Origin of the sequence: Methylobacterium sp. 10, from assembly GCF_000519085.1 — a bacterium.
GTDB lineage: Bacteria > Pseudomonadota > Alphaproteobacteria > Rhizobiales > Beijerinckiaceae > Methylobacterium.
Window position 1 is genome coordinate 1,231,710 of sequence record NZ_KI912577.1, and the last position, 22,811, is coordinate 1,254,520.

Below are 22,811 nucleotides of genomic sequence, written 5' to 3' on the forward strand. Positions count from 1 at the left end.
CATCATCCATGCAGAGGGCCAAACCAGACTTCTTCAGCGGCCTGTTAGGATGAGGCTGAGCCGCCAACGATTGATAGGAGATCGTCTCCATAGCCAAACTGAAGTCCGCTCAGTGCTACGAAGATGAGCGCTTGAAGGAGAGGGGGCAGCTCTCGGCGGACTTATTCCGAAACGGCTCAAGAAGTTCACGCGGCCCGACAATATGGCTGGTTCATGAACCTTAACGGCTCGATGACCCTCGGTTCCGTATTAGTCGGGCAATCTAAGATAAGCGGTAAAATTCTACTTTGTGATAAAAATTGCTATCAGATAAGCGTATTTCAGCAGAAATATCCTCGTGCGGCCTGACTTCATTGGGCGTTTTGTTGCCGCTCGAAGTAATGTGCGGGCTAACTTCGGTTCTGTTTACAGCCGGCCACCGCCGTGAAGCCCGCCCCCTCGCTGATCCGGATGAGGAGGTCCTTGCCTTTCTGGGCGCTCATGGAATTGCTCCGTTCGAGATCGGCAACCGCTCGGTGACGGCCTGGAGGGTGAGGGTGGCGCGGGTCTCGCCGCTGCGCTCGTCACGGGCGCAAGCGAGGGATTCGACCCGCAGGATCGAGAGGGCATGGCCGGCGGGGGAGAGCAGCGCCTCGTGCAGGAGGGCGGCGGCGCGGCCGGCGGCCTCGACGGCGCCGCGGCTGGAGCCGGGCCTCGCGAACAGGATCAGCCCGAGCCGATGCACATGGCGCAGCGCGCCGTCCACGGAATCGTCGCGCATCTCCGCCGGGCCGAACAGGGCGTAGACGGGTGCCGCGCCGCGCGGCGGCTCGTCGTGGATACGGACATGGCCGCCCATGAGCCGGCCGAGCTCCGCATCCTCGCCGAGGACGGCGAGGATGGCGGCCCGCAGGGCAAGGAGCGGGTTGGCGGGAAGGGACAGGGGGTCGCTCACGGCAGGGCCTCCGCTGGTGCGTCGATCAGTTCCTCGACCTCGCAGACGAGGTCGCGCCCGCGTCCGTCGGGGTCTCCCGCCGCGCGGATCACGAAGCGGCGCGGGCCGGAGGCGAGCCGCATGGCGGGCGTGACGTCCGTGCGATAGGCGAGGCGGATGCGGTGGGTCGCCACCGCATCGGACCGGCCGCCGCGGGCGCGCTCCGCATGGCCGGTGGAATCCAGCGTGCCCCACAGGAGGGGGCCGGCCACGAACCGGCGCAGGTGGCCGCCGAACCCGTCCGGGTCGTCGACGAAGCGTTCGAGCACGTAGCGGCGGCGCCGCGCGCCGATGGGCGGGTGCGTCATGACAGAGCTCCGAACGGTACGGTTAGAGGCGCATCCGGCGGTGCGGCGCGATGAGCGCTTCCACCATCGGGGCAAGGGTCAACGGCAGGTCGCCGCGATTCTCGAACCCGTGCGCGGCGAGGAGCCGGATCGCCTGGACGAGGGGAGGGGGCATGGGCGGACCCGCCCCGCCGTACCCGGCATCGACCTCGATGAGGGCGGCGGCCCGGGCGAGCGACGGGGCTGCCGGGGAGACGATCAGCCCCGGCGCCTCCACCGTGTCCGGCGCGAGGCGGACGAGGCCGGGGTCGAAGGCCGTGACGATTCCGGTCGCATCCACCGAGCCGGCGCTCGCCAGGGCGACGAGGGGGCTCAGGGGCAGGGGCACGAACCCGTCCGCCGGCCAGGCCGTGAGCATCACCCGGTAGCGGCCGGGCGCCAGGACGCGCCGCGTCGCCAGCTCGACCATGGCGCGGGCCGAGGCGATCAGGCTCTCCACCAGACCGTCCTCGGCGGTGTTGTCCGGGTCGAGGCGCAGGTGGGCGCGCATGTCGGCCAGGATGACCGGCTCGACGATGGCGGCATCGACGCGTATCGGATTCATCGTCGTCTCCGGGCGGGCGGTGAAGGGGGCGGGTGGAATGGATCTCGACATGCGAGCGATCGGTGCCGCGCTGCTGCTCGGCCTCGCCGCCGCGCCGGCCGGCGCCGTGGTCGGCGGCCGCGAGGCGCCGGAGGCGGCCGGCTCGGCCGTGATGGTGCTGTCCTCGAACGGCGGCGTGTGCACCGGCATCGTGGTGGCGCAGGATGCGGTGCTCACCGCCGGCCATTGCGTGGCGGCCTCCCCCCGCCAGGGCGGCGCGGAGCACCGGGTGCATGTTCGCGACGAGGCTGGCCAGCCGGTGCTCATCGAGCTCGCGGCCCGCGCGGTCCATCCCGGCTACGATGCCGGCGCCATCGCCGGGCGCCGGCGCTCCATCGATCTGGCCCTCGTCCGCACCGTCACGCCGCTTCCCGGCCGCTTCCGGCCGACCCCGTTGAGCGCCGCCATGCCGCGTGCCGGCGAGAGCCTCGTCCTGGCCGGCTACGGGGTCTCGAAACCGGGCGAGCCGCGCACCACCGGCACCTTCCGCAGCGCCGTGCTGCCCGTTGTCGAGCCTTACGGGCAGAGCCGGATCCTGGTCTGGATGAAGCCGTCCGGCGGCGCGTCCGGCGCCTGCCAGGGCGATTCCGGCGGGCCGATCGCGGATGCGCCCGGCGCTCCGCCGCTGGCCGTCGCCGCCTGGGTCGGTGGCGTCGCCTGCGGCGGCATCTCGCAAGGGGTGCTGCTGGGGCCGCAGCGCGACTGGATCGACCGGACCCTCGCGGGCTGGGGGCGTTCCGCCGGCTGGTCCGCGCCCTGACGCCGCTCCGCCCCCGCGACGGAACCGGGAGCTTGGCCAGGTGATTGCCATAGGCTAGGCTTCATTCCAGGGACGTCCGGGGCTTTCAGCCGGGCGCGGGAGAGACACGATGTTCGCGACCGCGCTCCGCAGGGCCGTCGTCACGGCGCTGGTCGGGCTGATTCCGGCTCCGGCCTTCGCCGTGATCAACGGCGAGGTCTCCCGCGATCCCAACGGCCTGCGCGCCTCCGTCGTCCGCATCGAGAGCACCCAGGGCGAGATCTGCTCCGGCACGCTGATCGGCCCCGATCTCGTGCTGACGGCCGCCCATTGCGTCATGCACCAGGCCGGCTACAGCGTGGTCGCCGTGGACCGCGCGTTCCGCCAGCGCCGCATCCTCGCCATCGCCGCCTCGATGCATCCCGATTTCGTGCCCGGCACCACGCCGGAGGATCAGCCGGGCATCGACCTCGCTTTGATCAAGCTCGCCGAGCCCTTGGGGCAGGACTTCCAGCCTCTCGACCCACGGAGCGGCGGCGCCATCAACAGCGGCGACGCCGTGGATATCGCCGGGTTCGGCGTGGTGGCCGAGAACCGTCGCAACACCGCCCGCACCCTGCGCCAGGCGCATCTCGTGTCCATCGGCTCGCTCCAGGTCGCCAACACCGTCACGGTGGTGACCGACCGGCGCAAGCTTGCCGAGACCGCGGGGGCCGGCGCCTGCCTCGGCGATTCCGGCGGGCCGATCCTGCGCGGCGGTCCGGGCGGCTACCAGATCGTCGGCGTGGTCAGCTGGTCGAGCGGTGCCATGCGCCAGGACAAGCGCGCCCGGACCGCCTGCGGCGGCTTCACGGCGGTCACCCCCACCGGCCAGCATGCCGGTTGGATCACCTCCCGCGCCGCCGAGATGGCACAACTCACCTCCGGCGAGGCGTCCGCGAATTTCCGCCGCTCCAACCGCTCGGACTGGATGGCACGACCGGGGCGGCGGTAGGGGCGTCAGGTGGAGTGAAGAGGCTCATTGTCGGACGGGCATACGCCCGCACGACACTGCGTCATGGTCCGCTTGCGCGACCCATCCCGTGGACGGACGGCAACGTCGTCATGCCGGCGGCATTGGCGCAGCGGGTCAGAACGCCGCCGCTGACCCGGTGATCTGAACTTCCACGGCGAAATCGCCGAAATGGTCGGGTAATTCCTTCGCGGCGGAGGGGGATTGCGCGAAGACTTTCATCGCCCAGTCGTCGCCCGTTCGGTTGAGGCCGAGGCCGACGGAACGGTCCGGGTGGCCGGCCACGTAACGGCTCGTGAACGCATCCTTCGCTGCCAGGGCAGCGGGCCGGGACGCTACCAACTTCTCGCGCTGGTCAACCATTGTCATGCTCCTGCCGGGCCAGTGTAGAGGTCGATGTCGAGGGCATCAAGAACCGTGCGGATGGGGTTTGCATAAGTAATGCCGAACCCGTTTCGGCCACCCGTCTCCGTTCCGGCGAACAGGAGCGCGACCGGGCGGCCCTCGGCCGTGCAGATCAACGAACCGCTATCGCCTCCTTTGGAGAACGGCCTTTGGGTTCCGCTGATCGCCATCTGCCGGTTGAAGATCGCATATTTGGAGCGTGCGCCGCTGATCATCTGGACGCGAACGTTGTCGACGTCGATGGCCTCCACCAAGCCTTCCGTAAGGCGTGTGGTGCGCCCGACCTTCTTCACCGGGACCTGATCCAGGATCAAATCTTCGATGACACCGAGATTCCATCTGTGCGGATCGATGCTGTCATGGCCGACCCGCCGTGCATCGCAATTCATTGGGTCGTCGAGCAATGCGAAGGCGCAATCGACGAGGTTCGATGCGCTCGGATCGAAGTCGATGGGGACGAAGGCGCGCAGCTTCGCGATCCTGTGGGTCGCGTCCGCGGCGTCGCCGTGGTCGAGCCGTCCAGGCTGGACGATGACGTCGCCAGGCTTCGCGCGGTTCGTGTGAGCGAGGACATGGTTGTTCGACACCATTCCCACATCGCCGTTCCCGTCGATGCCGAAGCACCCGATCGTCCCGGCGGTGACACGGTGGTGGCCGACGGATTCGCCCATCAGCAACGGTCGGCAAAGGTCGGCCCTCGCGGCCACCTGACGCCGGACCCGGCCCGTAACGATGATCTTTGCCTCGCCCTTGGCGATTCGTTGCGCAGCCTCGACGACGGGATGGTGGAGCAACTTCTTGTGCTGCACGAACAGCCCGAGCTTCAGGTCCGATGGCCGATCGTTGTTGTCCGAACGGCGAAGCACCCCGACCGCGATCTTCTCCTTCGGATCGAACTCTCCGCCACGTCTGGCCTTGACGATGTCGGCATACGCGGCCGTCCCCGGCTGCGGGGAAAAGGTCGGCTGAGCGCCTATGTCCGTGGAGGCGGTGACGACCTCCGAATATTTGAAGGCTCTTAGGAACACCTCTGCCTTGGCGTTCACCGCCCCGTCGAGATTCATGCTCACTATCCCAGAAAATCAACCTGAGATTAATTCATAGCGCAATGCCACCGGGGGAAAAGGCCCCCTCGATCAATCTTGAGTTCGATAAGCATGAATCCCAGGGTAGTGCCGGAAAATCCACAGCCGTGACGCGGGGACGGCTCATGTCCGCGTGTCGCGCCGCGATGGCAAGCCGCCTCCGGGACAGGGTCCCGGAGGCGGGGCGTATCACGCGAACTTCAACAGCTTGATCGCGTCGAAATCCTGCACGCCGCCGCCGACGCGCTTGGTGGTGTAGAACAGCACGTAGGGCTTGGCCGAGTAGGGGTCGCGCAGGACGCGCAGGCCGGCGCGGTCCACGATGAGGTAGCCGCGCTTGAAGTCGCCGAAGGCGATGGACAGGCTGTTGGCCGCGACATCCGGCATCGCCTCCGCCTCCGCCACGGGGAAGCCGAGCAGGGTCGCCACCCGGTCGGCGGAGACCGGCGGCTGCCACAGGTAGTTGCCGTCGGCATCCTTCATCTTGCGGATCGTGCTCTGGACCTTGCGGTTCATGACGAAGCTGGCGTTCTGGCGGTAGCCGGCGCGCAGGGCGTAGACGAGGTCGAACAGCACGTCGGACGGGTTGGCGGTGGGAAACGCCCCGGCCGCGCCGGTGGCGACGAAGCCGAGCTTGCCCGGCACCCAGGCGGTGTTCACCACGTTGTCCACGTCGAGGAAGCCGCGCGGGCGGCTGACCCCGTTGCCGGTGACGAAGGCGACGCTCTCCTGTTCGGCGAAGGCCGTCTCCACCTCGTCGGCGAGCCAGGCGTCGATATCGACGATGGAATCGTCGAGGAGGGTCTGGGTCGCCGCCGGCATGGCGTAGAGTTCCATGGCCGGGAAGCTCAGCTCCGTCAGGGGCGGTGCGTCGGTCTGGGGCCGGGCGGCGGTCTCGGCGACCCAGCCCGAGACCGCATCGGTGGCGGAGACGGCGCGCTTGTAGAGGCCGCCGGAGATGGTACGGACCGTGGCGAGCGCCCGGATCGGCGAGAGGTTGGCGAGCCGCCGCAACACGTCGCGCTCGATGGTCTGCGGCACGAGATAGCCGCCATCGGGGCCGGAACCGGCCGAGAGCGCCTTCTCCTCCAGGCGCTTCAGGTCGCCGCTCTCACCCGCCCGGACATAGAGATCGAAGGCGGCCTTGTGCTCGACGGAAGCCGAGTCCGGACGGCTCGGCCCGTCCCCGCCCAGGGGCGGACGGCGGCCGTCGAGGGTCAGGCGGTCGAGGCGGGTCCGGGCGGTGTCGAGGGCCGCGTCGATGCGGGCGAGCTTCTCCTCGGTGAGGACGTCGCCCGGGCGGCGGCTCTCCAGTTCGGCGAGCCGGCTGTCGTTGGTCTCCTTGAAGGCCTCGAAGGCGCGGGAGAGTTCGCCCATGGCGGCGCCCACCTCGACGTCGGAGGCGGGGCGCGCCGCCTTGTTCTCCAGCGGGAGGTGCGGGGCGGACTTGGTCTCCGGGGCGGACCTGGTCTCCGGGGCGGACCTGGTCTCCGGGGCTGCGGAAGCGGCGTTGGGCGACACGTGGACGGTCATGCGAGCCTCTTGGGTTGGGCGACGGAGGGGAGGGTGAAGGGGGTAAGGGCCGCCGAGGACCGGGCGGACGGCGCTGCGCGCGGGGCGAGCCGCCGTGCGAAGGCGCGCAGTTCCATGGCGAGGGGCGCCGCCGTCCCGTCCGGCACGGAGGCACGGGCGCCGGGCAGGAGGGGAAAGGTGACGAGGGAGATCTCCCACAGGTCGACCGCCAGGAGGCGGCGCAGGCCCCCGCGCTGCGGGCTCGCCCGAAGAGTCCGAAAGCCGATGGACAAACCGTCGAGGCCGCCCTCGCGCATCAGCGCGTCGGCCTCGCGCCCGCGCTGGACGGCAAGGTTGATGAGGCCCTCCACCCGCAGGCCGCGCGCATCCTCGCGCAGGGAGAGCCAGCGCCCGATCGGCTCGGCCGGATCGTGCTGGAACAGCATCCGCACGCCGGCGGCCCCGCGCTCGCCGAGGCTCCCCGCGAAAGCGCCCCGCGCCACCACGTCGTTGCCGAGATCGGCCACGCCGAACAGGCTGGCATAGCCGGTGAAATGGCCGTCCATGGCGGGCTCCCGAAGGGTGTGAGGACAGGTGGGCGCAGTGGGAGATCCTCATCGAAATGAGGATCTCCCGGAGGTGCGGATGCCGCTCTCCATCGAGGACGACGAGACGGCGGGTCTCGTGGCGAAGCTCACCAGGGCGTCCGGCGTGACCAAGTCCAAGTCCAAGTCGCGGAGGCTGGCGGAGCCACCCCCACTCCTGACCTCTCCCCACAAGGGGGAGAGGGACGTGGATCACTTGCAAGAGCGGACGGGTGAATATCGTCGCCTTCCAGGAGGGGGAGCCCGTCGTGCCTCATGTCGAAGCCTCTTGGAGAGAGGCACAGCCGTCGCGGTCCGGCTCCAAGCGGGGTGCGCCCGCTGGGCGAGACCCCCTGCGGTTCGATGCGGTGGAGGATGTCTCGGTATCGGCCAAGCCTATCGTGACGACTAGCCTTCAATGTGCGGCTCAAGATGAACGCCACATCTCGCGGGCACGTACCGAGATTTCGCTTTCCTATTCATGAAAGAAAGACAATATTCGCGTTTGATCTGAGGCGAATCGGGAATTGGAGACGAGCATGGGCCTGGCCAATAAGCTGCGCGGCACAGCCGTCCTGCTGTGCCTGATCGTGCCGACCTTTGCCTCGGCCGCCGATCCGACAGCCGATGCCAAGGCCGCCGCGGCCCGCTGGGACCAGACCTACAATTCCGGCGACATGGACGGGCTCAAGGGGCTCTACGCGGCCGACGCCATGGTGATCCCGAAGGGCGCCGCCGTGTCCGGCGCCGACAAGATCGGCGCCTTCTTCGCCGGATTGAAGGCGAAGGGGTTCGAGGAGCATGCGATCAAGGTCAACTCGGCGCAGATGAAGGGGGACGTTCTCCTCGTCACCGGGCGCTGGTCCATGTCCGGCCCCGGCGAGGGGGGCGCGAAGAAGACGTTCGAGGGCAACTGGGTCAACGTTCTCGAGCGCGAGGGCAGCGACTGGCGCACGGTGCTGCACACCTGGAACTGACCCATCTATGACGCCGCCCCGTAGCCCACCGCCTCGCGTTTCTCCGCCTCGTTAAGAAAATCCGCGGCCTGGACCCGGCGCCAGAGCGATTCCCGCTCCGGCGCCAGGGCCTCGATGGCGTCGAGGTCGGGTTCCAGGCGGGCGGGGCCGAAGGCGGGTTCCAGCCATTGGGCGAGGCTCTCGGCGGTGCGACGCGCCAGCGGGATCACCGTCTGCCGGTAGAAGGCGCGGTTGGCCTCGGCGTAGTTGGCGTGGGTGTTGTCGCCCGAGAGGCCGAGCAGCAGGGGCGGCACGCCGAAGGCCAACGCGATCTCGCGGGCGGCGGCGGCCTTGGCCTCCACGAAATCCATGTCCTTGGGCGAGAGCGAGAGCGGCTTCCAGTCGAGGCCGCCCTCCAGCAGCAGGGGCCGGCCGGCATTGGCGGCCCCCTGGTAATTGGCCTCGAGCTCGCCCTTCAGGCGGGTGAACTGCGCCTCGCTCAACGTCGACCCGTTGGACGTGGCGTAGACCAGCGCCCCGGAGGGCCGCGCGGCATTGTCGAGGAGCGCCTTGTTCCAGGCCCCGGCGGCGTTGTGGATGTCCAGCGCCACCGCCGCCGCCTCCATGGGCGACAGGCCGTAATGGTCGTCCGCCGGATGGAACAGGGTGAGGTGCAGGATCGGCGGCACGCCCTCGCGGGTCTGGTCGTGCCGCAGGGTCCGGCCGCCCACATTGTGGTCGTAGGCGATGGGCCAGCCATCGGGGCCGGGCACCACCCGCATCCGGTCCGGGCGCAGGGCGTGGAGCTCGCGCGGGGTGCCGTCGAGGCTCACGGCTTCGAGATAGGCGTTCCCCGAGACCATGAGGTGGCCATAGAGCGTCTCCAGCAGGCGCGCCCCGCCCTCGCGGGCATTCGGCCGGGCGAGGAGGGCGAGGAGCGGATGCGGGCCCGCCCGGTCCGTCAGCACCAGGGGCAGGGCGGCGGCGGCCTCCGCCACCAGCCGCACCGCCCGGTGGACGATGGCGTTGCGCTGGAACCCCTCCCGCGCCAGGGCGCCGTAATCCCGCGCGGTCCAGACTGCCCGTCCCTCTCCGTAGAAGGCGAGGCCGATGCCGGCGACCGGAGCGGCCTTGGTCTCGGCCACGGGGAAGGCGGCCCGCGCGAGGCGGGTGAGGAGGTTCGGCATGACCCGGCTATCCTAATCTGGGTTGCATCTGAAAAACCAGGTTGCATTTCACGCGGCGTCGAACGACTGTCGTGACCGCGCGATGACTGCGCTGAAATCATCGGATACTGCCGATGGGCATGTCGGGGGCGACGTTATGGGCAAGGCACGCGGTCCGAAGTCTCAATCACGCGGCACGCAATCCAGGTCCGGCGGACCGGGCGTGCAACCGATCGTTTCATCCCACCCCATGGCCGGTTCGATCGAGCGCTTGACGGGCCGATACCTGATCCTGCTCGGACCCGATGAGACGGCTGCCGCCCAGAGCCACCTGAACGACACGGCCGGATTGAGTCTCCAGAGCGTCGGAGGGTCCGAAGCCCTTCAGATCGACGAATTGTCCATCGCCGAGGGACAGGGGATCGTGTTCCACGAACTCGGAGTGGCCGTGGTGAACTCCCCGCCGGACCAGATCGCCGCGGTCAATTCGGCGGTTGCCCAGTCATCGGCCCTGTATGCGATGGAGCCCGAGCGCTACGTCCACACCTATGGAAGCATCGACCTGACCTACCTTCGCGGGTACCGGGATGCCGTGAATCACCTCTACGACACGATGACCGGAGCCGGTCCGAGTGACAGCGGCTTGGGCGGGCGTATGCAGGAGATCTCCTATGACGAAAGTCAGTTGTCCTGGGGACTTCAAGCGACGCGTGTTCCCGACAGCCGCTTCACCGGCCGGGGCGTGAAAGTCCCGGTCCTCGATACGGGACTCGATCTGACCCATCCGGATTTCACCGGGCGGACGATCGTTTCGCAATCCTTCATCGCCGGGCAGGGCGTTCAGGACGGCAACGGGCATGGGACGCATTGCTGCGGCGTGGCGGTCGGCGCGCGCAGGCCCCAACATCTGCCGCGTTACGGCATCGCCTACGATGCGGATCTCTACGTGGGCAAGGTGCTGGACAACAGCGGGCGCGGTACCGATGCGGGAATCATCGCCGGACTCCAATGGGCATTGTCCCACAATTGTGACGTCATTTCCCTGTCCCTCGGCAGCGCCGTCGAACGGGGCCAGGCATACTCGGCCGTCTTTCAGCAGATTGCCGAACGCGCCCTCGCGAGAGGGTCCCTGATCGTCGCCGCGGCGGGCAACGACAGCGACCGTGCCCGCGGCAAGATCAATCCCGTCAGTCACCCCGCCAATTGCCCCGACATCTTCTCGGTCGCCGCCGTCGATCGCGCGCTGAAGACGGCCTGGTTCTCGAATGCCGGTCTCAATCCGGGTGGCGGGAAGATCGACCTTGCCGCCCCGGGCATGGATGTGATGGCGAGTTGGCCCGCTCCGGACCTCTACAAGGCCCTGGACGGGACGAGCATGGCCGCACCTCATGCGGCGGGCATCGCGGCCCTGTTCCTCGAAGCCGCGCCTCAGGCCCGGGGTCGCTCCCTCTGGGCCTATCTGATGCAAAGGGCCAAGCCCCTGTCCGCCGACAGCAAGGATGTCGGCGCCGGGTTGGTCCAGGCGCCACTCGCGTAATGGTCCGCGGAGGCCTATATTCGTCGGCATGGCGAGCGCCTTCGAGACGGCGGCTCGGAGACGAGGAGTAATCCGATGGCCGAGGTCGCGCTGAACATGTCGGTGAGTGACCCTGATCGTTTCCAGGGCATCGTGAAGGAGGCCGAGGGTCTCGGCCTCGTCGTGCATGCGGCGTACGAGGATCTGGGCATCGTCAGCGGGTCTATCGACAGCGGCGCGGTGGCGAGCCTCAGGCGAATTTCGGGCCTCACGCTGGAAGCCGACCGGACCGTCTCCGCGATGCCGTTCCGCGACCGGGCCGTGCGCTCATAGGTCTGTTGACGCTCACATCCGCCGGATCCTCGGCTCGGCCCTCTGGCCCAGCATCAGGTGGGTGAGGGCCCAGACGAGGGCGTCGAGGCGATCGGGGGAGGCGCCGCTGGAGAGGCCGTCCGGACCGAAATCGCAGAGCTCGTCCTCGAGCGCCGGCAGACTGCCGACGTGATGGACGCGGCCCTGCGCGTAGAGCACCGAGACCGGCTCGGCCCGCAGATACTTGCCGCGCGTCGCCCGCACCGGGATCACCGGCACCGCGGCATCCACCTCGGCGATGACCGCGATGGCCATCTCGCCGCCCTGGTTGATCTCGACCACGAGGCTGTCCGCCTCCAGGCGATGGTAGAGGGCCAGGGCCGCGCCGGCCCAGGCCTGCGGGCTCGCCCGGCCGATCGTGGCGTCGGCGACGACGTAGGCATGCCCGTTGGCCCCCAGCCCCGCGGCGACGATCCCGCAGGCATCCGCCCCCGCCTTCGAGGAGGCGGGCGGGTCCACCGCCACCACGATCCGCCCGAGCTCCGGCATCCGGTCGATGCGGGAGGCCTCGATCCCCTCCCGCGTCCACAGGGCGTCGGGCCGGTCCTCGATCAGTTCGCCGTCGAGCTCCTGGCGCCCGAGCCGCGTGCCGGCATAGCGCCCGACCACGGTGTCGAGGAAGGACGGCGCCAGGTTGGCCGCGTTGTCGGCGGTGCGCGAGCGGCTCACCACTGTGAGCGGGTCGGAAAGGATGCGGCGGATCAGCGGGATCGGCCGGGGGGTGGTGGTGACGAGGTTGCGCGGCCGGTCGCCGAGGCGCAGGCCGAACTGGATCATGTCGTAGGTGGCGTCCGGCCGGCGCCATTTGGCGATCTCGTCGGACCAGGCGGCGCCGAATTGCGGCCCGCGCAAAGAATCCGGCTCCTCGGCCGAGAAGGCCAGGGCCACGGCGCCGTTGGCCCATTCGAGCCGCCGCCGGGAAGGCGACCAGAGCGGCCGCGACCCGGAGAGGGACAGCAGGCCGGACGGCCCCTCGATCATCACGTCGCGCACGTCGGCATAGGTCTCGCCGATGAGGGCGATGCGGCCCACCGCCCCCGCGCAAAAGGCGGGGTCGCCCCCGGCCAGCGCCCGCACCCATTCGGCCCCCGTGCGGGTCTTGCCCGAGCCGCGCCCGCCGATCACCGCCCAGGTGGTCCAGTCCCCCCGCGACGGGCAGGGCGGCAGCTGGTCGGTCCGGGCGTTATGGAGCCAGTCCGAGGCCAGCGCACGGATCAGGTGCGGCGGCAGGCTCGCCAGGAAGCCCGGCATCCGGCCGCTCGCCGCAGCATGCCGCATAGCGCGCCGCGATTGCCGCGCGCAGGGCCGGCAGATCGTCCTCACGGGTGTCGTCGGCGGGTAAGCGGGACGTCGCATGGTTCCGCTCCCTGTCATCGCCGGAGAGGTCGTCGAGCAGCCGTTTTAGGCCGCCGAGGTCGCGCAGCACCTTCGCCGAATCGAGGCCCGGCGGCGTCTCGCCGGTCAGCGCCGCGTCGAACCGCGCGATCTGGCGGCCGATATGGGCGCGCAGGGCCTCGCCCAGATTTTCCGTCACGCGCGCCGCCGAAGGCGGCGCCCCGCCCTTCGGCGGGTGCGGCACCGGGCTGGCGCGCGGCCTCCGCTCGAATCCGCAGGCGCGGAACAGGGCCGGCGCGCCGACGACTGTGCCGCCGAGCGCCACCGCCAGGGTCGCGGTCTCGACCTCCGCCATCCCGTAGAGCTTGGCCACGGCACGCCGTCTCGCGGGCGCCCATGCCCCGGGGTCGAGGCGGCGCGCTGCGTCGCTCACCCCCTCGCGCCAGCCATGCTGGCGGTTCCAGGTGCTGATCGTCTGGGGGCGGACCCCCGTCCGCTCCGCGATCTCGCGGCCGGTCATGCTCGTCGTCCGCATCAATTGCTCGACGAGCCGGCGTGTTTCCAGGGGAAGCTCCATCTCGCTGCCCCTCTCGTCACACTTCTTGAGCGTTCCTCATTGATACCCGAGGAGCGTCACGGTGTCAATCATAAATTCCTATTTTAGGATTTTTAAGATGGTGGTTGGCGCGAAGGTGGAGCGGCGGTGGGAAGTCTGACGCGTAGTCGCGTCTACTCCCGATTCTTAGCAGATTCTGGGAAAGGCCGGTTTCAGGCCACCTTGCGCGACAGAGATCATAATTGGGTTGGCTGGAGATCTGCAGTGCGGTTTCAGGTAACAAAACAAGGGAGCCGACATTCATTCCAATGGCGGCGCTTGGTAGCTCCGCTCCATGAGCGCGGGCGTTGGCTCAGCGCCTGAAAATTGCCCCTTAGCTTAGCTAGCAACTCTGTCGTAAAGGCGGGTGCGCCTAGCGCTCGCTTGATATGATCGAGATCGTCAAACGACGGGACGGTGACGTCCTCCAGATACCAAAAAAGTCCGGCGTGAAGTAAATTTCGCCGAAACCGCGGAGTGATTAATCGTCGTCGGGGACGACCGTGACGCTGCCGTTGATGGCCTCGAGAAGAGATGCGATCTTGGCTGCATCCCGCTCCAGAATGCGCTTACCGCATTCGAGACAGTAGTTGTCCCACCCCCGGTCCTTTCTCACTGCTAACCGACGTTGTCCTTTCGTCAACTTATGGCTACCATTGCCCTGGCATTCGTGCGCCCGCTGAACGATGTCAATCTGAACGTTGGTGACGAGCGACCGAATTCTAGGCACCAAATACCTCCGTCACGGCCTGCGCGACCAGGGCATCAAACTGGGCGTTCACGTGGTCGAGTTGTTGCTGGGACAGCTCGCTGCGTTCCCCTGCGCCGACCCCGAGAAGCGTGTGGATGTGCCGGTCAATGGCCGACTTCAGGACGACGAAGTTCGTCCGGCTCCGTCGCTGACTATCTAGATCCCGGCCTTGATGATTGACCCCGCGACGCGCGAAGATTCGTCCAACCTCAGTCTGAACGCGGGTGTCGAGGGAGGCGCGCGACGCTTGGCGTTGCCGAACTCGAGTGACGTCCACCGGCTCCAACCGACGCATAGCGCCGGCGACGGTATCCGGGTCGTATCCCCGCTCCTGAAGCTGTCGAATCAGGGCGAGCGCCTCCTCGTCCTCCTCAATTAGCGGGATCTCTTGAATGTGCACTTCGGACTGGAATCTGACATCCATTCCCTCGTTCAGATCGCGCGGGACCGGCTCCACCTCGATCTCGTTCCGGTTTGTAAAGTCGAGTCCCTCCATAGGGAGCAACTCGTCAAAGAACTCTTGGTCTGCGTTAGTATACGTCTGGAAGTCGGTCCACCGTTGGGCGCAGTTGGCACCGGCATGGAAGACGACAACCCCGCGGTTGACCGCGTCGTTTGGGGCATTCTGAGTGACGACCCGCATTATGCGGCCGACGAACTGCACGAACGGCGACAGGTTGCCGAACATGCTGAAGACAGCAGCTACGGCCAGCGGCGGGTGATCGAAGCCTTCGCCAAGTTTCCTGACCTGCACGATCACGTCGAGTTCGTTATTTTCGAGTCTGCGCAGGACACGCGCATTGGCAGTGCCTTCCTCCCTCGAATGTACAAAATCAGCGCGACGGGTGCGTGCCCGATAGGCCTCGACGATCTGGCGGCAGTGCTCGTAGTTCAACGCCGAGGCGATGATCTTCAGGTTGGTGTTGCTTGACTCGCGACGCAGCCGGTCGAGTTCTCGGATCGAGGCGTCAACGATGGTGTTTAGCGTCTCGGTCGAGGTAACTATGCTCCGCCGGAAGTCGGCGTCGTCTTCGCCGAGACGGCGTACTTCTTCGAGGTCGACCTCGATCTCCTGTCCGTCCTCACGTCGGACATAGCGCAGGGTGCGAGGGTTCAGGACCACGGCCTTGAGCCGCTTCACGTAGCCTTCACGTATCGCCCTCGCCACTGGGTAAGAATAAATGATCCGACCGGCCATGATTTGGCCGTCCGCACGCATCGGCGTCGCGCTAAAGTTGAGCACGCGGGCCGCAGGAAACGCCGCCTTCAGCGCGTCCCAAGACTGGGCGACATTGTGGTGCCCCTCGTCGAAAAGGATCAGGTCGAAGAAGTCGTTGGGAAGCGATGTCAGCCAACGGTTCCCGGCGCCCTGTAGCTGCTGGATGTTCGTGACGACAATCTCGGCGACGTCGAGGTCGGATCGGTTCGCCGTCGTTCCGCGGATCTCGACGAGTTCGGGCCACGGCCCGCCGTTCAAAACGTTCCGGATGCGATAGAACATATCGTCCTTCGCCGGATCAAAAGTGTTGTGAAGTTGCTGCGCGATATGAAGGTTTGGTGCGACCACCAGGGTGCGGCGCGATCGGAAGGCAAACGGTGCGAGCGCGATGGTTCCCGACTTGCCGCAGCCAACGGGTAAAACTACACCCGCTTCGCGATCCGTTTCGGCTGCGAACTCCGCGATACGGGCAAAGGCTTCGCGCTGGGGCGCCCGGATTAGCTGATTACCTTCGACAGCAGGTGTACGCGTCTCGAACGGACTAGGCACGGTTAGCCACCTTCTGATTGCAGCCTTGCACCCTCTTCGAGTTTCCTCCCCGTGGCAAGATGATCGGGCTAACCGCCCACAGCATGCAGTTGATTCTGGCTATTCTCCGTCGACCAACTCATCGATCAGGTCCTCGGTAAACTCAGTTAACCTAAGGCAACATGTCGACCGGGGTCCCGCGCATCGCTTACCAATCCTAAAACCGGTCACCGGCAAAAGCCTCCCAGACGACCTCGCTGGCAATTACATCGTGCCCGCATCATTCGGGTGATTAATCCCCAGCCCTATGTCCGCTTTGGGTGGGGCTCGCAACAACATGTACGACTAGGTTGAGTCGGAGGCGAAACGTCCGCTTCAGCGCGTAAGGCCAGGGTCCGCTTGCCACCTTGAGCAGGTCTCCCACGCTGGCGCCCAACCTCGGACATCACTCGCTTTGATCGGCAAGGGAATGGGGCTTGGTCATCACGCGCGCGGGGCCAGGCCGCCTCGCGCCACCGCCGCCCGTCGACGGCGGATCGCGTCAGGCTTCCCCGCTCAAGCCGGGATCGCATCAGCGCTCGGCGGCGTCCGGGGGCGGGGCATGATCGTCGCCGGGCAGGGCGGCGGCTCGTCGTCGTCGTTGCGGCGACGCGGGCGGAGATAGTGGTGCAGGTTCGCGAGGCGCGGCCGGCGGCGAGGGGCGGGGCGACGGGTGCCGGGGGCGGCCGTCTCCGGTGGCACATCCCCGTCGATCTCGGCGAGCGCCGCGAGCAGGGCATCGACGGTCACCGGCTCGGCCCTGGCCCCGGTGAGGCAGCGCAGGCCCGGGGCGTTCTCGAGGGCGCAGGCATCCGAGACCCAGGAGGCCAGGATCGTCCGCTTCTCCTCGCGGGTCAGGAGCGGGTGCGCCAGCACCTCGCGCGGATGACGAAACACGTCCCCGGGCGCCACCAGCGCCTGCCACGCCTCGAACGAGGCGGGCTGGGTCGCCGCGGGGTTCATGGGGCCGTTCATCAGGCCGGACGTTCCGAGGCCGGAACGGGACAGGTGCGTCTCCTTCATCGACATGATCGATCCTCCCTGAGGGCCGTGAGGCAGGACTGGAAAATGGATGCGCCCCTCGCGGGCCCGGAGGCCCCCGAGGGTATTTTTGGTGGGTCGGGTGCGGATCAGGCGGCTTTGGCGCGGTCCTCGACCTGCGCGGGCGCCTCGTCCTGAACATGGGTGTTGTCCTGGCCGATGGGGCTCGTCGCGCCGGCGATGGCGATGCGGCGGGGCTTGAAGGCCTCGGGCACCTCGCGCACGAGGTCCACGGTCAGCAGCCCGTTGTCGAGGCTGGCTCCCGTGACCTTCACGTGGTCGGCCAGGTTGAAGGTCTGCCGGAACGGCCGCGTCGCGATCCCGCGATGGAGATAGGCGCGCTCCCCGTCCTGACCCGTTTTCTGGCCGGTCACCTGAAGCACGGTGTCGTGCTGCGTCAGGTCGATCTCATCCGGGGTGAAGCCCGCCACCGCCATGGTGATGCGATAGGCATCGTCGGCCACCTTCTCGATATTGTAGGGCGGCCAGGTCGTCGACGGCTCGATCCGGGTCGCCTGGTCGAGCAGCGAGATCATGCGGTCGAAACCGACGGTCGAGCGGTAGAGCGGTGCGAAATCCAAGGTCCTCATGACCACATCCTCCTGAAGAGCAACGTGATGACACAGGCCGCCGGACACCGTGTCCGGCGCCAAGGTGCGAGCCGATCGTGGCCTCGCACGCGTGAAACGCGGCGGGCGGGGTGCGGTTCCCGGCCGATGTGGATTTTTTTCGCGGTGTGAGGGGCCGGGCTGCGGCTCCGCCCCCCGCTGCAAGGGGATACTGGGTTCACACATCTGCTCGTGCAGGCAGACCGCGTCCCTCTCCCCCTTGTGGGGAGAGGCTAGGAGTGGGGGTGGCTCCGCCAGCCTCCGCAGCAGGAGGAGGGTCGCCCGACCACCCCCACCTCCAACTCCTCCCCACAAGGGGGAGGAGGGCCCCGCGCATCCCGCGAGACCTGTGACAGCGTCGCTGCGAAGGGCCGCCCGATCAGCGGGCACCGGAAAATTGCTTGATCACCGCGAGGGGGGCGGACGGGGCCGGCCACAGGACGAGGCGGTAATGGTCCTCGCCGTCCAGGCCATCGTCGGTGAGGGTGCCGAGGCCGCCGAAATACGCGCGGACGCGGTAGGTGCCGGGGGCCACCGACAGGATGTCGATCGATCCGCCGGTGCATTCGTGGATCTCGAGCCGGCCCGAGGGCAGGTCGAGGCTCGCTTCCGCCACATGGTCCCACAGGTCGAGGGCCTCGTCGGGCGGCCCGTCGACGATGTCGAGTTCCACCGGCACGGACATGTTGCGCTCGGGCTGGATCACCACGAGGAACGGCGCCGCCTTGATCCTCCGCTGGAGATCGTCGTCGGTGTAATCCAGTGCCGTGTCGGGGCTCTCGGCCTGATCCCAGAGATAGAACTGGTGGTAGTCGGCGAAAATCTCGTAGCGCTTCTGCATGGCATCGCTCCCGCTGGCGGGACCGGAATAGGACGTTCGCCCGGCTTTCGCGATCAATCCGTCCGATGGCGGTGCGAAGGCCGGTCGCGTGGCGGTCATTCCGCCGGGGCGAGGGGCCGGGATCGCTCCCATCGCGTGAGGCCGAAGAAGCCGACCGCCGAGGCGACGATGACGGCGCCGAACGCCGCCGCGATCCCGAGCACGAGGCCGAACCCGCCCCGCTCGTGCAGGATCGCGATCAGGGGCACCACGAACCCGCTCACCGTGAAGCCGAGGAAATAGCGCACGCTGTAGGCCCTCGCGCGGTAGAGGGGCGGCACGTAGCGGGCCACCATCGCGTCGTTGATCACCACCTGCCCGTAGAGCGCCGCCATGGCCAGGACGAGGCCGACGAGGAGCGGAACGCCCGTGCTCAGGGCCGCGATCCCAAGGCCGAGCGGCTGCAGCACGGACAGGCCGAGGAACAGCGCCGGCAGGCTGTAGCGGTCGATCAGGCGCCCCATCAGCAGCTGGGTCAGGGCTCCGAACACGAAGACCAGGGTGGCCACGGAGCCGATCAGCGCGAGGGGCAAACCGTCGCCGATGCCCTCGTCCACCACCTTCGGCAGGGCGATGGTGGTGATGTTGAAGGTCATCCCACCGGCCACGATGGCGCAGGCGAAGACCGCGAGGAGAGGGATCGGCCGGGACACCGCGAGGACCGCCTTGCCCCCGGCCTTGCCCTGCGCGCCCTCGCCGTCGCCGGGGACCATCGCCACGAAGGCCGCCCCGCAGGCGAGGCAGACCAGGCCCGGCACGACGAAGGCCGCCTGCCAGCCGAACCCCGTCGCCAGCAGCGCCGTGACGCCCGAGGCCGTGGCGGCGCCGAGATTGCCCCAGACGCCGTTGACGCCGAGGTCGCGCCCGAGGCGGCGCGCATGGGAGACCAGCATGGTCGAGCCCACCGGGTGATAGATCGCCGAAGCCAGCCCGAGCGCGCAGAGCCACAGGGCGAAGGCCCTTGGGCTCGCGGCACTCGCGACACCGAGGCACGACAGGCCGTAGCCGAAGAAGAACACCGCCAGGAGGTTGCGCCGTCCGAACCGGTCGGCGAGCCAGCCCATCGGCAGCGCGCAAAGGCCGAAGGCCACGAAGGCGCCGGTGGCGAGCGTGATCAGCTCACCGTAGCCGAGGCCGGTCCGCGCGGCGATGGCAATCACCGCCGTCGGGTAGATCAGCAGGACGAAGTGATCGAGGGCATGCGCCACGTTGACGAAGCGCAGGGTGCGGCGGGACAGGGTTTCGGCGTCCATCGACAAGGAATCTCCGCGGGCAGGCTCCCCTCTAACCCGACCCGCTCTGCGCCGTCCGGCCCAAAAGTGGACGCGACCCCGCGTCGGGCAACACCGCGCGGGCCCCGGCCCTCGCGGCCTCGGTCGGCGACCGCAGCATCCGGGCCCCGCGGTGCGGACCGCTCCTCACACGATGCCGCTGGCTTCGAACGGCCACGGCTTTCCGAGCCGTTCGGCGACCTTCGCGGGATCGTGGCCGACCTCCGCCACGGCGGCCTCCACCTCCTCGCTCGGGGTCTGGAAATAGCGAGCCCAATAGGCCTTGTCGCGGGGCTCCGTCAGCCTCACCGCGGCGGGCGCCTCGGGCGCGGACTTATCCATGCTCATCAGGCGTTCTCCTCGGCTTCGGTGCCGGGGCGGTCGCTCGGCTCGTCCGGCGTTTCCTGGACAGTGCCGGTGACGGTATCCTTTGGGCCGGTCGCAGCGCTTTTCTGCTCCGGCGTCCCATCACGCGATCGGTCGTAGGTGGAGGAGGCCAGATCCTCGTTCACCCTGGTCGGTTCGGGCGGTTTCGTCGTCTCGGACATGCGTCGCTCCCTGATCTGGCGGGGCAACGCATGAAGCGCGATGTGGGTTCGGGCCGGCCTCAGTCGAGGTAGCTCAGGGCCATGCCCGTCCGGGGATGGGGGAAGACTCCCATGCGCACCCCGTAGATCGCCTCCAGCCCCTCCGGCGTGACGATCTCGGTTGGCGTGCCGCGCGCGATGAGGCGTCCGCCATGGAGCGCGATGAGGTCGTCGCAGATGCGGGCCGCCATGTTCACGTCGTGCAGGACGACGACGACGGTGAGGCCGCGCTCCCGCGACAGCCGGCGCACGAGGGAGAGCACCTCGATCTGGTGGGCGACGTCGAGGGCGGCGATGGGCTCGTCGAGGAGGAGGCAGCCGGCATTTTGGGCCACCAGCATGGCGAGCCAGACGCGCTGGCGCTCGCCGCCGGAGAGGCTGTCCACCATGCGCTCGGCGAAGGGGGTCACCGTGGTGAGCCGCATCGCCTCGGCAACGGCCTCGCGGTCGGCCGGGCCCATCCGGCCCAGCGCGCCGTGCCAGGGATAGCGGCCCATGGCGACGAGCTCCCTGACCAGCATGCCCGGTGCCTGCGGCGTCGTCTGCGGTAGGTAGGCGACCTCGCGGGCGAAGGCGCGGTCCCCGAGCTGTTCGATCGGGGCGCCTTTGAACAGGGCACGCCCGGCGCTCGGGGCCTGCTGGCGGCCGAGCAGCTTGATCAGCGTCGACTTGCCGGACCCGTTATGGCCGATGAGGCCGATGACCCGGCCGGCGGGGATGGTCAGGGTCAGCGGCTGCAGCAGTACGCGCCCGGGAACCGAGAACGTGACGCGGTCGAGGCTGTAGACCGCATCGTCTGGACCTGACTCCCAACGAGGTTCCGCATCGGCTCGGCTCAAGCACATCGTTCGCCCGTTCGACCCTGCAACACCCGCCATGCTCCTTTCCCGAGCTCATCGACCGAGGGCCGGCTCAGGCCCGCGCCGCCACCCTCTGCCGGTCGGCGAGGAGCGATTGCGCGATCTCATGCCCCCGCATGACCAGGATGGACAAGAGGGTATCGCTCAGGCCGTGGGTCGGCTCGCTGAAGCCCTGGAGGTAGATGCCGGGCTCGAAACCGGGGCGGGTGGCGAGACGGTAGTCGCGCCCGATGGTGCCGTCGGTGAGATGCGGGGCGAGCGACGGCATGATGGTCTCCAGGCGGTCGCGGCGATAGCCCGTGGCCAGGATCACGGCGTCGTAGGGTTCCTGCGCGATGAGCCCGGTTGCGGCGTCCAGGGTTTCGAGGACGATCTCGCCGGCCTGCTCCACGGCTCCGACCACGGTGGTCCTCGGCCGCAAGGCGTGGCGATGCTTCCCGCTGACCTTCTGCTGATAGAGGATGTCGAAGATGCGGGTCAGAAGGTCGGTGTCGATTACCGAGTAGTTGGTGCCGCGGAACTCGTCGATGATGGCCCGGCGCTGGGTCTCGGGCTGGCCGTAGACGAAGTCGGTGAAGTCCGGGTTGAAGATCTCGTTGACGAAGGGGCTGTCATCGGCGGGCTTCAAGGCCTGCCCGCGGAAGATCATGGAGATGTCCGCGTTGGGAATGCGGCTCTGCAGGTCGAGGAACAGCTCGGCCGCGGTCTGGCCCGCGCCGATGACGGCGATGCGCGGGTGGCGCGTGGGGCCGTCCGGCAGGGGAACGCCGTCGATCCGGGACAGGTAGCGCGAGGAATGGAAGATCCGGGCGCTGCCATGCAACTCCTCGAAGACCGGCAGGATGCGCGGCTCGCCGCCCGTGGCCAGGATGACGGCGCGGGTGCGCCGTCTCTGCTCGCGGCCATCGGCCTTGCGCGAATGGACGAGCAGGTGGCGGATCGTGTCGCCGCGCCCCTCCGGCTCGACGGCCAGCACGGTATCGCCGTAGTCGCAGCGATCGGCGAAATGCCCGGCGACCCAGCGCAGATAGGCGTTGAACTCGATCCGGCTCGGAAAGAACGACTTGCGGTTGATGTAGTCGATCAGCCGGCCATGGACATGGAGGTAGTTGACGAAGGTGTAGGGGCTCGTCGGGTCGCGCAGGGTGACGAGATCCTTCAGGAAGGAGATCTGCATCCCGCTGTCGGGCAAGAGCATCCCGCCGTGCCAGACGAACTCGTCCTGGCGCTCGAGGAAGCGTACCCGTGGCTGTCGGCCCCGCCGCCGTCCCGCCTCGTCGAGGGCGATGGCCAGCGACAGGTTCGACGGGCCGAAACCGATGCCGAGCGCATCGTAGGCCGGCGCGTCGCCATCGTCCCCGCGCCTCACGCCTTCGTCCCGGAAGACCCCGCGCAGGGGGAAGGACGTATCCGAGTGGTCGTAGGATTCCGTCATCACCGAACCTCCATTCCTGCGCCGAGCGACACGGATCACCGCGGCGATCCGCCGGCGGTCGTCAGGCAAAGGGACGTTCGGGCAGGGGAGGGATTTAGGAGCCGGCCGGAAAAATTGTGCGCCGCCGCTTAAATTTCGGCGATCCGCCACCGTCTCTGGCTGGGAGACCGACCCCTTTCGCGGAGCGCGACGCCATGGCCATCGACGACAGCGAAGCGACGTTCCTCGTCGTGATCAACCGGGAAGAACAGTACTCCGTCTGGCCCGCCCATCGTCCGGTGCCGGCCGGATGGAGCGCCGCCGGCTTCTCCGGGCTCCGCGCCGCGTGCCTCGAGCACATCGACACGGTCTGGACCGACATGCGGCCCCTGAGCCTGCGCCGCGCCCTTGCCAGCGACGCCCGCGCCTGAAC

General features: G+C 68.2%; 25 protein-coding genes. 6 read left to right on the forward strand and 19 right to left on the reverse strand.

The features are described from left to right. Positions 1–478: 478 nt before the first annotated feature. Genes K368_RS0105660 through K368_RS0105670 form a run of 3 tightly spaced genes read right to left on the reverse strand, consistent with a single transcriptional unit; the run spans position 479 to position 1,864 of the window. Complete coding sequence (locus tag K368_RS0105660) at positions 479–934, reverse strand: DUF3168 domain-containing protein (RefSeq protein ID WP_027171549.1); 456 nt, start codon at positions 932–934, stop codon at positions 479–481. Beyond that, positions 931–1,281: a head-tail adaptor protein gene (locus K368_RS0105665; protein WP_027171550.1), complete on the reverse strand. Its 351-nt coding sequence runs from the start codon at positions 1,279–1,281 to the stop codon at positions 931–933. Before K368_RS0105665 ends, K368_RS0105660 begins: the two co-directional genes overlap by 4 nt. Before the next feature lie 22 nt (positions 1,282–1,303). Next, positions 1,304–1,864, reverse strand: a complete 561-nt coding sequence (locus K368_RS0105670) for a phage head-tail connector protein (protein WP_027171551.1) — start codon at positions 1,862–1,864, stop codon at positions 1,304–1,306. Between the two features lie 37 nt (positions 1,865–1,901). On the opposite strand from K368_RS0105670, the gene K368_RS0105675 reads away from it, so the two are divergent. Both K368_RS0105675 and K368_RS0105680 read left to right on the forward strand, forming a co-directional pair. Continuing rightward, on the forward strand, positions 1,902–2,663 hold the full coding sequence (locus K368_RS0105675; RefSeq protein WP_027171552.1) for a S1 family peptidase: 762 nt from the start codon (positions 1,902–1,904) through the stop codon (positions 2,661–2,663). 109 nt (positions 2,664–2,772) lie between these two features. After that, positions 2,773–3,636, forward strand: coding sequence for a trypsin-like serine protease (locus tag K368_RS0105680; protein WP_027171553.1), 864 nt, complete (start codon positions 2,773–2,775; stop codon positions 3,634–3,636). Between the two features lie 135 nt (positions 3,637–3,771). On the opposite strand, the gene K368_RS0105685 is transcribed toward K368_RS0105680, so the two are convergent. From K368_RS0105685 to K368_RS0105700, 4 genes are all read right to left on the reverse strand, one after another. Next, entirely contained in the window at positions 3,772–4,017 is a 246-nt protein-coding gene (locus tag K368_RS0105685) for a hypothetical protein (protein ID WP_027171554.1), read from the reverse strand. Positions 4,018–4,019: 2 nt separating this feature from the next. Continuing rightward, entirely contained in the window at positions 4,020–5,123 is a 1,104-nt protein-coding gene (locus tag K368_RS23965; protein ID WP_051439768.1) for a hypothetical protein, read from the reverse strand. Positions 5,124–5,333: 210 nt separating this feature from the next. Further along, positions 5,334–6,677: a phage major capsid protein gene (locus K368_RS0105695; protein ID WP_027171555.1), complete on the reverse strand. Its 1,344-nt coding sequence runs from the start codon at positions 6,675–6,677 to the stop codon at positions 5,334–5,336. Then, the gene (locus K368_RS0105700; protein ID WP_027171556.1) at positions 6,674–7,222 is read right to left on the reverse strand and encodes an HK97 family phage prohead protease; all 549 of its coding nucleotides are present in this window, start codon (positions 7,220–7,222) and stop codon (positions 6,674–6,676) included. Before K368_RS0105700 ends, K368_RS0105695 begins: the two co-directional genes overlap by 4 nt. Before the next feature lie 557 nt (positions 7,223–7,779). Between K368_RS0105700 and K368_RS0105705 the strand changes: the two genes are divergently transcribed. Then, positions 7,780–8,217: a nuclear transport factor 2 family protein gene (locus K368_RS0105705; protein ID WP_027171557.1), complete on the forward strand. Its 438-nt coding sequence runs from the start codon at positions 7,780–7,782 to the stop codon at positions 8,215–8,217. Positions 8,218–8,222: 5 nt separating this feature from the next. On the opposite strand, the gene K368_RS0105710 is transcribed toward K368_RS0105705, so the two are convergent. Next, positions 8,223–9,383 carry a phage portal protein gene (locus K368_RS0105710; RefSeq protein ID WP_027171558.1) on the reverse strand — a complete coding sequence of 387 codons (1,161 nt, stop codon included), beginning with the start codon at positions 9,381–9,383 and terminating at the stop codon, positions 8,223–8,225. 250 nt (positions 9,384–9,633) lie between these two features. Between K368_RS0105710 and K368_RS0105715 the strand changes: the two genes are divergently transcribed. Then, a complete protein-coding gene (locus K368_RS0105715; protein WP_197030984.1) occupies positions 9,634–10,899 on the forward strand; it encodes a S8 family serine peptidase in 1,266 nt (421 codons plus the stop codon). Between the two features lie 75 nt (positions 10,900–10,974). Next, a complete protein-coding gene (locus K368_RS0105720) occupies positions 10,975–11,211 on the forward strand; it encodes a hypothetical protein (RefSeq protein ID WP_027171560.1) in 237 nt (78 codons plus the stop codon). Positions 11,212–11,223: 12 nt separating this feature from the next. On the opposite strand, the gene K368_RS0105725 is transcribed toward K368_RS0105720, so the two are convergent. The 11 genes from K368_RS0105725 to K368_RS0105780 all read right to left on the reverse strand — a co-directional run bounded on the left by K368_RS0105725 (position 11,224) and on the right by K368_RS0105780 (position 22,399). Continuing rightward, entirely contained in the window at positions 11,224–12,501 is a 1,278-nt protein-coding gene (locus tag K368_RS0105725) for a terminase family protein (protein ID WP_051439769.1), read from the reverse strand. After that, complete coding sequence (locus tag K368_RS25500) at positions 12,434–13,162, reverse strand: hypothetical protein (RefSeq protein ID WP_027171562.1); 729 nt, start codon at positions 13,160–13,162, stop codon at positions 12,434–12,436. The genes K368_RS0105725 and K368_RS25500 overlap by 68 nt, the downstream gene beginning before the upstream one ends. Positions 13,163–13,902: 740 nt before the next feature. Beyond that, on the reverse strand, positions 13,903–15,699 hold the full coding sequence (locus K368_RS0105740; RefSeq protein ID WP_027171563.1) for a DEAD/DEAH box helicase family protein: 1,797 nt from the start codon (positions 15,697–15,699) through the stop codon (positions 13,903–13,905). A 534-nt stretch (positions 15,700–16,233) separates the two neighbouring features. Next, positions 16,234–16,746, reverse strand: a complete 513-nt coding sequence (locus tag K368_RS0105745) for a hypothetical protein (protein ID WP_027171564.1) — start codon at positions 16,744–16,746, stop codon at positions 16,234–16,236. Positions 16,747–16,847: 101 nt separating this feature from the next. Further along, positions 16,848–17,348, reverse strand: coding sequence for an Hsp20 family protein (locus tag K368_RS0105750; protein ID WP_027171565.1), 501 nt, complete (start codon positions 17,346–17,348; stop codon positions 16,848–16,850). A 397-nt stretch (positions 17,349–17,745) separates the two neighbouring features. After that, complete coding sequence (locus K368_RS0105755) at positions 17,746–18,207, reverse strand: hypothetical protein (RefSeq protein ID WP_027171566.1); 462 nt, start codon at positions 18,205–18,207, stop codon at positions 17,746–17,748. A gap of 95 nt (positions 18,208–18,302) precedes the next feature. Beyond that, positions 18,303–19,499 (reverse strand): MFS transporter, encoded by a 1,197-nt coding sequence (locus K368_RS0105760; protein ID WP_027171567.1) that lies wholly within the window; start codon positions 19,497–19,499, stop codon positions 18,303–18,305. 165 nt (positions 19,500–19,664) lie between these two features. Then, the gene (locus K368_RS0105765; protein WP_027171568.1) at positions 19,665–19,865 is read right to left on the reverse strand and encodes a DUF3606 domain-containing protein; all 201 of its coding nucleotides are present in this window, start codon (positions 19,863–19,865) and stop codon (positions 19,665–19,667) included. Beyond that, the gene (locus K368_RS0105770; RefSeq protein WP_027171569.1) at positions 19,865–20,065 is read right to left on the reverse strand and encodes a hypothetical protein; all 201 of its coding nucleotides are present in this window, start codon (positions 20,063–20,065) and stop codon (positions 19,865–19,867) included. The genes K368_RS0105765 and K368_RS0105770 overlap by 1 nt, the downstream gene beginning before the upstream one ends. A gap of 59 nt (positions 20,066–20,124) precedes the next feature. Next, on the reverse strand, positions 20,125–20,949 hold the full coding sequence (locus K368_RS0105775; protein WP_051439770.1) for an ATP-binding cassette domain-containing protein: 825 nt from the start codon (positions 20,947–20,949) through the stop codon (positions 20,125–20,127). Between the two features lie 67 nt (positions 20,950–21,016). Beyond that, positions 21,017–22,399: a lysine N(6)-hydroxylase/L-ornithine N(5)-oxygenase family protein gene (locus tag K368_RS0105780; RefSeq protein ID WP_027171571.1), complete on the reverse strand. Its 1,383-nt coding sequence runs from the start codon at positions 22,397–22,399 to the stop codon at positions 21,017–21,019. A gap of 194 nt (positions 22,400–22,593) precedes the next feature. Here K368_RS0105780 and K368_RS0105785 point away from each other — a divergent pair, with 194 nt between their 5' ends. Beyond that, complete coding sequence (locus K368_RS0105785; RefSeq protein ID WP_027171572.1) at positions 22,594–22,809, forward strand: MbtH family NRPS accessory protein; 216 nt, start codon at positions 22,594–22,596, stop codon at positions 22,807–22,809. Positions 22,810–22,811: the final 2 nt, after the last annotated feature.